Raw genomic sequence first — 12,565 nt, forward strand, 5'->3', positions numbered from 1 at the left:
TGCGCCGTTATATTTCGGGCGCAGCAAATAACTAAAGGCGTTACTTTTTATCTAATTGATCCGTTAATTTATTGTCAATCTGTTTTTGAATTTCTCGCATTGATTTTTCTAGCTTTACGTTTAGCTTAGTGTTTAGTGAGTTTTCAAACCGAAGCTCTTTTTGCTGTGGATTTTGCATCACGACTTTAGAAATATGGACGCTGCTTAACTGTTGCATAATAAGTTCAGGGTTACCAGCAGCCATGGCTGAAGATGAACAGAATGTTGCTATGATCAGAATTACAGGTAATGCTTTTTTGATTAATTTTTTCATAATAAAACCCTTTTTAATTGTAAAGTGAGTCAGCAAGTGAACGTCTGCTAATATGTTTAACTGGCTGGTTTACTGTTGACGGTGAAAAGAATAGCTCTAAATTTTTTGTAAGTCGCTTATCTACTTATAAGGGATTTATAAATAACATTCTGAGTATTTTTAATATTATAAAACATGTCGTTACCTTTAAATCTTATATTCATATATAAGATTTAAAGGTAACGTTATATTGAAACTCTTGACGGTGTTAGGGTTTAAGAATATTAAAAGTCCAGAATCCAATATGAATTATCAAATCGGACCTTGGCAATTTATTGAACACCGCTATTGTTGTTAAAGCTGGCAGTATTGAGCGAGAATAAGACCCGTTAAGTTATTGATGCGCTTTACCAGTAAGTCTTAAGTAATTATTGCTCGCCAATAATTAAGTAAGTATATAAGCAAGTGTAATTCCACCGAAAAATAATAGAAGCCAAACGTAGAATTTTATCTTATTGTAAATAAAGGATAAAATTATGGGAAAGCATATTTTACAGACAGTCAGAGCCTCACTATTTTGAAGCAAGCCGAAAGCGTTATGGCGATCCCTGAGTTATGCCGTGAACATCTAATGAGCAACTCAACCTTTTATTAATGGCGTGCATAATTTAAAAACAGGTTTGACTTTAATTAACTGACTTTAGTATTTTCCGTAGCCCGTAGCCCGTAGCCAGCTATGGCGCTTTAATGCCCGGCGATTGGCAGGCTTTTACCGTAAAGCTGTAACCGTAAGGTTTGCTGTTATCTGGTGCAATTTCAACAATTTCGTAGTCGTTAATCTCAATCGCTTTACTGTCGTCAGATTTTTTGCAACGGGAGTATTGGTCTGCTTCGTAGGTGTAAGCAAACATAGCAATTAACCGTTTGCTGCGTTCAAAGTAACCTTTTGTGTTAAAGAATAATCGTACGGATTGAGTGGTTTCATCTTCTTCCGTCGGAGTTACTGGCAGTGTGGGAGGTGTTTGGGTAATATTTTCACTTGGTAGTTGCCCATGTATTTTTTGGCTGAGCTCTTCTACAACTTCAACTTCTTGTTGCTCTGTTAGTGCTCGACTTGAGAGCTGCTTGCTGCTGACGAAGTTGCTTACTATGTCATCAAAAACGGCACCGGTATCTTTGTCATCAACAAAAGACATTAGATTGATTATTACAATCGTTGATAAAAAAAACCGTATAGAAGCTGTAAGTAAAGGTGAATAGCTTTGGCTAATAAACTTTACCCGCTGTGAACCAAACGGTTTGATGATTAAGAGCATAAAAATATAGAACGGCAATATCAATTGTAATAATAGTAATGTCGATAGAGAGATGCCCAACGCCCAGGGTGGTAAATAAAGTAGCGTGGCAAAATTGTGGGTGTAATTAAAATGTGTTGCTGAAACATGAGTTACATTATTTACAATGCCACTGGCATTGGCCAGTACAAAGTTGGCGATACTGGCATAGAAAATAAGTATAAGTGCTTTGCCAGCAAGTGAATGCCAGAGCTTATTGAACTTTGGCCAAAACTCAATAGTAAGCGCTACGATAGTGATACTGGCGCATAGCCAACCACTTTGAAAGATGATTAGGCAGATTAACGCCAATAAGTAGAGCTTTTGCCCGGTGTTAAGATTAAACCAAATAGCTCTACCTTGCTCATAAAAGCGCAGTTTATGAGGTTGCAAATTTTGCTGTTGTTGCCTCAGCTGTTTGTTTGCACGCCATCTGGCAATTTTTATGTATCTTAACACCGGCCAACCTTAGTACATAAAGCGAAAACCCTATTTTGATAATAGGGGTTTTAAATAGTGGCCAGTATGTGAACGCTCACATTCGGCTACTTCATCCGGCGTGCCTGCAATGAGGATCTCACCGCCGCCGGCACCACCTTCGGGACCTAGATCAATGATCCAATCGGCTGTTTTTATTACATCAAGATTATGCTCAATAACCACAATCGTATTACCGTGGTCACGCAGGCGATGCAGTACTACTAATAATTGTTCAATATCAGCAAAGTGCAAGCCTGTGGTTGGTTCATCTAAAATGTATAAGGTTTTACCTGTGTCACGTTTAGATAACTCGCGGGCGAGTTTAACCCGTTGAGCTTCACCACCAGAGAGCGTTGTCGCGGCTTGGCCTAAGCGAATATAAGACAAGCCCACATCCATTAAGGTTTTTAGTTTACGCGCAATGGCGGGTATTTTATCAAAATAGTCGTGTGCGTCTTCCACCGTCATTTCTAATACTTGATGGATGTTTTTGCCTTTATACTGCACTTCTAACGTTTCACGGTTATAACGTTGCCCTTTACAGACATCACATGGCACATATACATCAGGTAAAAAGTGCATTTCGACTTTGATCACGCCATCGCCTTGGCAAGCTTCACAGCGGCCACCTTTTACATTAAAGCTAAAGCGACCGACTTTGTAACCACGAGAGCGAGATTCTTGCGTGCCCACAAACAGTTCACGAATGCCAGTAAAAATACCGGTATATGTGGCTGGGTTTGAGCGTGGGGTACGGCCAATCGGGCTTTGGTCAATGTCGATAACTTTATCAAAATGCTCAAGGCCACTAATTGCTTTGTACGGTGCGGCTTCGGCGGTGGTTGCTCCGTTTAGTTCGGTATGAGCAAGTTTAAATAAGGTGTCGTTGATAAGTGTTGACTTACCAGAGCCTGATACGCCAGTAATACATGTCATTAAACCAAAAGGTATTTTTAAATCGACATTTTTTAAGTTATTACCGCTAGCGCCAAACAGCTCTAACCACTTATCGTTGATTTTATGACGCTCTTTGGGAACTTCAATTTTGCGTCGGCCAGATAAAAATTGCCCTGTTACTGACTCTTCGCTAGCTAAAATGTCATCGCGAGTACCTTGGGCAATGATATAACCGCCATGCACACCAGCTCCAGGACCAATATCAATAATATGATCGGCGGCACGTATGGCATCTTCGTCATGCTCTACCACAATCACGGTATTACCTAAGTCGCGTAGATGGATTAGCGTTTGCAGTAAACGGTCATTATCACGTTGATGCAAACCAATCGATGGTTCATCAAGTACATACATTACGCCTACTAAGCCTGCGCCAATTTGGCTGGCTAAGCGAATACGTTGAGCCTCACCGCCAGATAAAGTATCAGCACTGCGTTCTAAAGAGAGATAATTTAGCCCTACGTTGATCAAAAACGATAAACGGTCGCGAATTTCTTTTAAGATTTTCTCAGCTATCTGGCCTTTTTGGCCCGTTAAGCTTAGTTGCTCAAAAAAGCTCATCGCTTCACCAATACTCATACTGGTAATAGCGGGTAAGTTAGTCTGACCGATAAATACACTGCGCGCTTCTTGGCGAAGGCGCGACCCTTTACAACTTGGGCAAGCTTGGCTGGTTTGATATTTAGCCAGCTCTTCGCGCACGGAATTTGATTCTGTTTCACGATAGCGGCGGTTCATGTTATTTAACACGCCTTCAAACTCATGGTTACGAGTGATCAGATCGCCACGGTCGTTGCGGTAGTTAAAAGCAATTTTTGTATCGCCAGAACCGTCTAAAATGATTTTTTTAGCATCTTTAGATAGTTCCTGAAATGGCATTTCTAAATCAAATTTATAGTGCTCAGCAACGGCTTGTAGCATCTGGAAATAGTAAAAACTGCGTTTATCCCAGCCTTTTATGGCGCCGCCAGATAAACTAAGCTCTGGGTTTTGAATCACTCGATTTGGGTCGAAATACTGACGAACCCCTAAACCATCACAACTTTGGCATGCGCCTGCCGGATTATTAAATGAGAATAACCGAGGTTCAAGTTCGGTCATGGCGTAGCCACATGTTGGGCAAGCGAAGTTGGCGGAGAGCAGCAGCTCTTCGGCGTTTGCGTCATCCATCGATGCAATAGTTGCTACACCTGCTGACAGCTCTAACGCGGTTTCAAACGATTCGGCTAAACGCTGTTGTAAGCCATCTTTCACTTTAAAACGATCGACCACGACTTCAATAGTGTGTTTTTTATGTAGTTCTAAAGTCGGTGGATCAGAAAGGTCGCATACTTCCCCGTCAATACGGGCGCGAATATAACCTTGGCTGGCTAGTTGCTCTAACAACTTAACGTGCTCACCTTTGCGCTCTTTCACAACAGGGGCTAGCAACATCAGCTTGCTGCCCTCTGGGAACGCCAGCACAGTGTCGACCATTTGGCTAACAGTTTGTGCAGCGAGTGGCAAATCGTGAGTAGGGCAACGCGGTTCACCGACACGGGCAAACATTAAGCGCAGGTAATCATATATTTCGGTAATGGTGCCAACGGTGGAGCGGGGATTATGTGACGTTGATTTTTGTTCAATTGAAATTGCCGGCGACAACCCTTCAATATGATCAACATCAGGTTTTTCCATTAAAGATAAAAATTGTCTGGCATAGGCCGATAAAGATTCTACATACCGACGCTGCCCTTCTGCATATAAGGTATCAAATGCTAAAGACGATTTACCCGAACCAGATAGACCGGTGATAACAATTAATTTATCACGGGGAATGGTTAGGCTGATGTCTTTTAAATTGTGCGTGCGGGCGCCTCGGACTTCAATGTTTTCCATGCTATCTCGTTTCATTACCAAATTGATTTACTGAGTATCTCATAATACGTGCGAAGATTAATCCTTGATCAATGAAAAATCATCGCATTGGGACGATTATTTCTCTGTAAGCTTGTGGTAGAATCCCTGCTCAAATTTTAATAGACAGCAAGAACACGCGAATCATGACAGCTTCTTCACTCAATTCACGAGAAAAACGCGCCGCAGTTTCCTTAGCGAGTGTGTTTGCATTTCGTATGCTTGGCCTATTTATGTTGATGCCAGTATTGGCGATTTATGGGCAAGAATTATCAGGATTTTCACCGATATGGATTGGTTTTGCGATTGGCGCCTATGGTTTAACACAAGCTGTGTTACAAATTCCCATGGGGTGGTTATCGGATAAAATTGGCCGTAAAAAAGTCATTGTTGGCGGTTTAACTGTTTTTGCCATCGGTTCGGTGATTGCTGCCACGGCTGATTCAATGCAAATGGTCACTTTAGGGCGAGCATTACAAGGGATGGGCGCAATTGCCAGCTCGTTATTAGCTTTTGCTTCTGATTTGAGCCGCGATGAGCAACGACCAAAAGTGATGGCCGTGATTGGTATGAGCATAGGCATGAGCTTTGCTATTGCTATGTTACTTGGTCCAATGGTTGCCGCAGCGTGGGGTCTTGCTGGAGTGTTCTGGTTAACTGCTATTTTGGCTGTTGCAGGTATTTTTATTGTGTTGTTTTTGGTCCCCAAAGCGGTTAGTAAAGCCCCCAAAGGCGATACCTTAGCAAGCGTTAGCGATATTAAAAAACTCATTAAGCACCCGCAATTAGCGCGTTTAGATTTAGGGGTGATGCTATTACATTTGACCTTGACGACGATTTTTGTCGCCTTACCAGGGCAGTTAATTGCCAAAGGTTTAGCAGCACAAGCGCATTGGCAAGTATATATTCCCGTTTTATTACTGGCATTTTTATTAATGGCGCCAGTGATGATCATTGCGATCCGCAAAGAAAAAGAGAAACAGGCATTTGTTGGCTCTATCGCAGTGCTCGCTCTAAGTATGTTGGCAATGGCAATTGGTGTTGACTCAATCATCGGCATGGCGATGTGTATGCTGGCGTATTTTGTTGCCTTTAACTTTTTAGAAGCGACAATGCCGGCATTAGTATCGCGCTTAGCACCTGCTAGCCAAAAAGGCTCGGCGATGGGAGTGTTTTCGTCAGGACAATTTTTTGGTGCATTTTTAGGTGGTATTTTAGGCGGTTACGTTGCGCAATCAACAACGCCGCAAGCAGTGTTTGCCGCAGCCGCAGTTGTTGGGGTAATATGGCTTAACCTTGCGTGGAATATGCAAGTCCCGCCACGCAGTAAAATGATAAGCTTAATGACAGAATTAAGTAACGAGCAGCAAGCGCAAACCCTTGCTTCTCGTTTAGTTGCTTTACCAGGCGTAATTGAAGCAACAGTAGTCTGTGATGAAAATCGCAGTTATTTAAAGATTGATGATAAAGAATTTGACCTAGACCAAGCCCGCAAAGTGGCTGGTTTAATATAACGTTTATAGGAGAAAGGTCCATGGCACGCGGTGTGAACAAAGTAATCTTGGTTGGTAATTTAGGTCAAGATCCAGAAGTACGTTATATGCCTAACGGCAATGGTGTAGCGAATATTACTCTAGCTACGTCAGATAGCTATAAAGACAAAAACACCGGTCAAATGGTTGATAAAACAGAATGGCACCGTGTTGTGTTTTTTGGCAAGTTAGCTGAAATTGTTGGTGAATATTGCCGTAAAGGTTCACAAATTTACGTTGAAGGCAAACTTCAAACCCGTAAATGGACTGACCAACAAGGCCAAGAGAAGTTCACCACTGAAATCGTAGTGGATGGTTTCACTGGTCAAATGCAAATGTTAGGTGCCCGTGGTGGCGACCAACAAAGTGGCGGTTACCAAGGTGGCCAACAGCAAAGCCACGGTGGTCAATCTCAAGGTGGTTACGGCCAACAACAGAGCGCACCGCAGCAAAGCGCACCACAACAAGGTGGTGGGTATGCTCAGCAGCAAAGTGCACCACAGCAAAGCGGTGGGTATGCACCAGCGCCACAACAAGCGCCAGCAGCTCGTCAGCAACCAGCGGCAGCACCACAGCAAAGTAATCAATACCAAGGTGGCGGCTATGCTCCACAAGGTGGTGGACAAGCGCAAGGTGGTTTTGCACCTAAGCCACAAAGTGCTCCGCAAGGCGGCGCATCAAATCCAATGGAACCACCTATCGATTTTGATGACGATATCCCGTTCTAACCAAAGACAAAAATAAAAATGTTTAAAAAAACACTGAAAAGCCGCTTTTAAGCGGCTTTTTTGTTTTTATAGTGTGCTGTAGTCTGAATATTACAAAATAGTAAGAGCTGGTGAATAGAGGGAGCTGACCGCTATTTTTCTTTTATGTTGGAGTTTTTTAGTTAACAGCTATCAAATGCTATGGAGTGAGAGTTATTTTTATTTAGAACGTGTACTGTCCTAGGTCTCTAAAAAAGCGTCAGTTTTGGCTTTGTTACTATATTTATAGCATTTAAAACCATCTTTAATCATGCTGTAGCCTTGTGTTTATAAAGATCTTGAACAACACTTTAGCTATTCATACAAATAGCGTAACAGCCATGGTGACTCAATTTAAAAATGCACAAGTACGGATGCTAAGTATTTATGTGATTGCTTTTATGCTTTTACTAACAGTATTTAATCTCTTGTTAGGGGAGATATTGCATCAAAAAGTACACATCACTGGGAGTCAATTAGCTAAGCAAGTCTATAGCCTCAAACTAAAGCCAATTGCAGATAAAGAGATCATTGCCGCACTTGCTCAAAGTCATGGTTTTATGCTTGAATCAGCCCATGAGTCGTTTCACTTTTCTGCTTTTATGACCCAAGATAGTGATATCTTTAACTATAAAACAGTTAGTTTAAAGCTTTATCATTTGCCTTTTTGGGTTGTAGAAAGTCCGCTATTTATTTTATTAAATCTAGTGATGATTGGCGCTGCTATTTGGAGTTATCGCTGGTGGCGTCTGCTATTTAAACAGCGCGATGGCGTAGATTCAATTGCATTATTAACTGGTAGTAAAGTATCAAGCAGCCAACAAGCGCCTAAAGATGTGGTTAAATTAGCACTAAATGATATTGCAATTAATAGTACAAAAGTACTTACAGCCAAGCGTAAATTAAGTTCCGCAGACGATGTTGCAATTACCGCAATGTACGGTATCCAAAATAATCATAACCACCTTTTTGCTTTACTTTATTGGACACGGCCATTTCCAGATAACGTTGATTTAGAAAGCCACTTTAAACTTATTGTAATCAAAGGTTTTAAAGAGTTATCTCGGGTATCAGTTAAGTTGTTATCTTCAGGAGGTCTGGCAATTACCTTGGAGAATATACCTCAACCTGATATCGATGCTTACACTAAGCGCTTGCATCAAATTATTTATCAGGCTTCTTTGCTTTATCGCGGTGATTTGTCTCGTAAAGAAATTAAAATAGGCGTATGTAATTACCGCGATGGTGCCGATCAAACTGTGGTTTATCAGTTAACTAAATCAGCACTCGCATTAGCAAAACAAAGTCCATGGCAGCATACTCATCGGGTACCGTTTAACCATACGCGTTCAACGGTGCTGGCAAATAGCGATGAGAACTTAGCTGATTACATTAGCAAAAAGAAATTTATGTTGTTTTTTCAGCCGCTATTTGAGTTCGCCAGTGGTGATATTTTACAGCATGAAGCTTTGATCCGGGTTCGTCATAAGTCTTTAGGGATGCTTTCTGCTAAGCAATTTATTCCTCAACTAAAAAATGATTCAGCGATTGTTTTATTGGATAAAACAGTATTGGATCAAGTTGTTAAGTTATTAGAAAGTGAAACAAGTGCGTTAACTGTGAGTATTAACTTACACGCATTTAATTGGTTTTCTAATGACTATTGGCGCTGGTTTGGGCAGAGGATGAAAAATGTAAAAGGCGCTGATAAGCTACAGTTTGAGATATCGGAGGTGGATTTTTATCAACATCAACAGCGATTGAATTTTGCTTTTAGTACAATTAAATCAGTGGGGAGCTCAGTATCAATTGATAATGTTTCATCGCACGATAAAATCGCTTTATTAGCGCCTTACAAAGGGATCAAAGGACTCAAGCTTAGCTATGATTTAATCCACGACATTGATAAAAATGTAACGCAGCAAAAAGTGGTGCGCCAAATTGTAGCCAGTGCAGAGCGAGTGAACTTACCCGTATACGGTGTTGGTGTTGAGACGCAGCAAGAGCTCAATATGCTTAAAAAACAGGGCGTCATTGGCGCGCAAGGATTTTATTTTACGGAGCCTTTGCAAGAGTTTACTAATGTAATGGTTAATTAATCTATTAACTGGCGGTAACGCAGTCCATCTAAGCCTTGCAGACCGCCGGTATGAATCGCAACGATCCTGCTACCTGCTGGAAAGTAGCCTTGTGCGATTAATTGCCATAATGCATACATCATTTTTCCTGAATAAATAGGCTCAAGTGGTAATTTATGTTGGGTTTGCATCATTTGGCAAAACTGCCAAAGTTTAGGGCTAAATTTACCATAGCCACCATCATGAAACGCGGTGAGTAATTGCCAGTTTTGCTGCTGCGTAGCAATTGCACTAAGAGATTTGATTTCATCCACTAGATAATCTGCTTGCTTTAATACCGCAACCCCTAAAACCTGAGTGGTCTTATCGCAGCCTTCAATCAGTCCTGCTAATGTGCCGCCACTACCGGTTGGGCATAAAACATAATCAGTGTGAGGTAATGATTGAGCGAGTTCTCTACAACCTAGCAAGGCGGCTTTATTAGTGCCACCTTCCGGTAATATATATGCATTGGGGAAATATGCTTGTAACTGAGCTAGGTAATCTGGAGTATTTCGCTCTCGGTATTCTATACGTGTTACAGGGTGAAGCTGCATACCGCATTGCTTAGCAAACTGTAAGGTGGGGTTGTGTCGATCAAGTTCAGGGCCGCGAATAATGCCGTGGGTTTTTAAGTTGAATTGCTTTCCTGCAGCAGCACAGGCATGAATATGATTTGAAAAAGCACCGCCAAAAGTAACTAATTCTGTTTTACCCTCTGTTTTCATTGCAGTTAAGTTATATTTTAATTTTCGCCATTTATTGCCGCTTATTAACGGATGCAGAAGATCGTCACGTTTTATCGATAAAGATATTCTTTGTTCACTCAGCATCGAACAAGTGATTTTTTGCAGTGGAGACTCAGGGATTAAATTCACAGTTGCAACTTAAAATAAATGGGCCATAAGTTTAACAAATTAGCCATGAACAAGAAAAGGGGCTATTTTCATACTATGTGATGGTAATTTACTGGCATGAAGTACGGTAATAGTTGTAAACTCAGATAATTTTTGAACAAAGCTTGTGTTTTGCCTTGCAAGTACATAGCATAAGAGTTTAATTATAAAAAATAAATAATGACCAAATAATTGCCGCTTTTTGGGAATGGAATATATGCGAATTGCTCCTTTATCTCTGTTAATTTCAGCTAGTTTGTTTGCATCGAGTGCATTTGCACAAGATACAGCCACAGTTACTGGAATTGAATCTGAGATCAGTATTAAACAAGCTGAATACGATAACGCTACACAGATACTTGAAAAACATTTAAAAGAAGAAAGTCAGTTACAAAGTCAACTTGATTTATTACGCACTCGTTCGACTGAGCTGGACAAAGAAAAAAATCAAGCACTTGATGCCATGAATGAAATGTATCGTCGTTTAATTGATGATCCCACTATTGATATAAGTGCTGCACAGGCGCGATATCAGCAAGCTGTGGTTGATCATAAGCAAAATAAAGACGATATCGCGATGCAGTTGGCGGCAATTGCATCCCACCGCAAAGACATTGAACAAATTCGCGTAGCAAAACATACTCAGTTAAATACACTCGAAAGCTTAAAAGAACAATTAACAACAGCCCGAGTTGAGCGCTTACGCAATGAGTTTACCCGCGAAGGGACGCTAGAAGTTAATCACACTATCAACTGTAAACGAACAGAAACATTGGCAGCCTGTGAGCAACGAGGCCAGCAAATGGGCTTACAAAAAGCAACCAAGCGTTTTGTAGACCAAATTTTTGCTAACTTAACTGAAGAGCGCCTAGTTGAACCCAAACGTAATATGGCTGGTGCACAAGTACAGGTTTTAAGTAGCCATGTAGTTAATAGTGCTTTTAGCGGTCAAGGCAATTATAACGTTAACTTAAGCGTCACTATGCGCGGTGATGTGAATAGCAGCCGCTTATGTAATTTATTGAGTGTTGATAATCGCTATTGTTCAGAGTACGGCACGCCGCTAACGGCAACCTATCAAACTCGGTATGACACTACTTTTACTGATAGTCAGTTAACATTCAGTGATGGTCAGGATAATGCCAACGTTTCGGTGTCACGCTTGAGTGAACAACCAATACGTGATTATTCAGTCAAACCAATGCCAACGGTTAATACACAAGTCGTTGATAGTAATAAAATGATTGAATTTACACTGCGTTCAAACGTATACGACGACGAAGTGTTTATTGATGGCGTAAGTTTTGGTTCAACACGTTTAGCAACGACTTTACCAAGTGGTATTCATGATGTTGAAGTTCGCAAGCAGGGTTATAAACCTTATCGCGTGCGTGTTGATTTACGAAAGCCGCAGACGATTCATGCTAAGTTGGTAAAAAAGCCTGAGTCGATTGCTGCACCGACATACACCAGCGAGCAACGTAATACGACATCAGTAACTAGTGCAGCTATAGGCAATGCTGCCGCTGACGTGGTAGTTATTCCCGCAGGTAAGTTTGAAATGGGTGATATCAATGGCAATGGACTTGCAAATGAGCGTCCAGTTGTTGAAAAAACCATTGCAAACTCATTTGCGATGCAAAATAAAGAAGTGACAGTCGGTGCTTATCAAAAGTTCGTCAGCAACACTAACTATAAAACTGAAGCTGAGCGTAATCGTGGCTGTGCTTATTATTTAAATGGCGAACCGGTCTGGGAAGCAAATTTAAATTGGCGTAATCCAGGTTTTGAGCAAGGCAGTGATTTTCCAGCAGTGTGCTTAACCTACAACGATGCGAAAGCATACGCTGATTGGTTGTCTGGTCAAACAGGTCAACAATATCGTTTACCTAATGAGGTTGAGTGGGAGTATGCAGCACGCGCTGGTACTAAAACTGAATACCCGTGGGGGAATGAGATAGGTAAAAATTTAGCCAATTGTGGTTGGTGTGGTAGTGAGTGGTCAAATAAAAGTGCATCGCCAACAGGCTCGTTTGCACCTAATGCGTTTGGTCTCTACGACACAGTAGGAAATGTATGGGAATGGACTCATAAGTCAGCTGAACAAGCGGATGTTACTGTCCGTGGTGGTGCGTGGAATTTCGCGCCTAGCTTAGCTCGTGCTTCAACTCGTTTGATTTTAGCGCCAGATTTTCGTGCAAACTATATTGGTTTTCGTCTAGTACGCGAACGATAAAATTAATTTAAAAAGGAAGCATAGCTTCCTTTTTTACCCAATTAACAAAGGTAGCTGCACTTTTATTGCCGAACTGATT

8 protein-coding genes are annotated in these 12,565 nt (G+C 41.3%); 4 read left to right on the forward strand and 4 right to left on the reverse strand.

Features of this window, described 5'->3' with window-relative positions; all coding sequences use genetic code 11:
* Positions 1 to 40: 40 nt before the first annotated feature.
* The 3 genes from H5203_RS14020 to uvrA all read right to left on the reverse strand — a co-directional run bounded on the left by H5203_RS14020 (position 41) and on the right by uvrA (position 4,941).
* Positions 41 to 313, reverse strand: a complete 273-nt coding sequence (locus H5203_RS14020) for a hypothetical protein (protein WP_182759957.1) — start codon at positions 311 to 313, stop codon at positions 41 to 43.
* Between the two features lie 713 nt (positions 314 to 1,026).
* Positions 1,027 to 2,085 (reverse strand): hypothetical protein, encoded by a 1,059-nt coding sequence (locus H5203_RS14025; protein WP_182819879.1) that lies wholly within the window; start codon positions 2,083 to 2,085, stop codon positions 1,027 to 1,029.
* A 30-nt stretch (positions 2,086 to 2,115) separates the two neighbouring features.
* Positions 2,116 to 4,941: an excinuclease ABC subunit UvrA gene (gene uvrA, locus H5203_RS14030; protein WP_145238566.1), complete on the reverse strand. Its 2,826-nt coding sequence runs from the start codon at positions 4,939 to 4,941 to the stop codon at positions 2,116 to 2,118.
* A gap of 164 nt (positions 4,942 to 5,105) precedes the next feature.
* Here uvrA and H5203_RS14035 point away from each other — a divergent pair, with 164 nt between their 5' ends.
* The 3 genes from H5203_RS14035 to H5203_RS23140 all read left to right on the forward strand — a co-directional run bounded on the left by H5203_RS14035 (position 5,106) and on the right by H5203_RS23140 (position 9,336).
* Complete coding sequence (locus tag H5203_RS14035) at positions 5,106 to 6,473, forward strand: MFS transporter (protein ID WP_182757931.1); 1,368 nt, start codon at positions 5,106 to 5,108, stop codon at positions 6,471 to 6,473.
* 20 nt (positions 6,474 to 6,493) lie between these two features.
* Entirely contained in the window at positions 6,494 to 7,219 is a 726-nt protein-coding gene (gene ssb / locus H5203_RS14040; RefSeq protein WP_182735083.1) for a single-stranded DNA-binding protein, read from the forward strand.
* A 302-nt stretch (positions 7,220 to 7,521) separates the two neighbouring features.
* Positions 7,522 to 9,336, forward strand: a complete 1,815-nt coding sequence (locus H5203_RS23140) for an EAL domain-containing protein (protein WP_182819880.1) — start codon at positions 7,522 to 7,524, stop codon at positions 9,334 to 9,336.
* Here the strand turns inward: H5203_RS23140 and H5203_RS14050 are convergent.
* On the reverse strand, positions 9,333 to 10,187 hold the full coding sequence (locus H5203_RS14050; protein WP_182757987.1) for a 1-aminocyclopropane-1-carboxylate deaminase/D-cysteine desulfhydrase: 855 nt from the start codon (positions 10,185 to 10,187) through the stop codon (positions 9,333 to 9,335). The two genes, H5203_RS23140 and H5203_RS14050, sit on opposite strands and share 4 nt — an antisense overlap.
* 280 nt (positions 10,188 to 10,467) lie before the next feature.
* Here H5203_RS14050 and H5203_RS14055 point away from each other — a divergent pair, with 280 nt between their 5' ends.
* Positions 10,468 to 12,486 carry a formylglycine-generating enzyme family protein gene (locus tag H5203_RS14055; RefSeq protein ID WP_145238584.1) on the forward strand — a complete coding sequence of 673 codons (2,019 nt, stop codon included), beginning with the start codon at positions 10,468 to 10,470 and terminating at the stop codon, positions 12,484 to 12,486.
* The last annotated feature ends 79 nt before the right edge of the window (positions 12,487 to 12,565 follow it).

This window comes from Pseudoalteromonas sp. SG41-1 (assembly GCF_014164575.1).
Lineage (GTDB): Bacteria > Pseudomonadota > Gammaproteobacteria > Enterobacterales > Alteromonadaceae > Pseudoalteromonas > Pseudoalteromonas rhizosphaerae.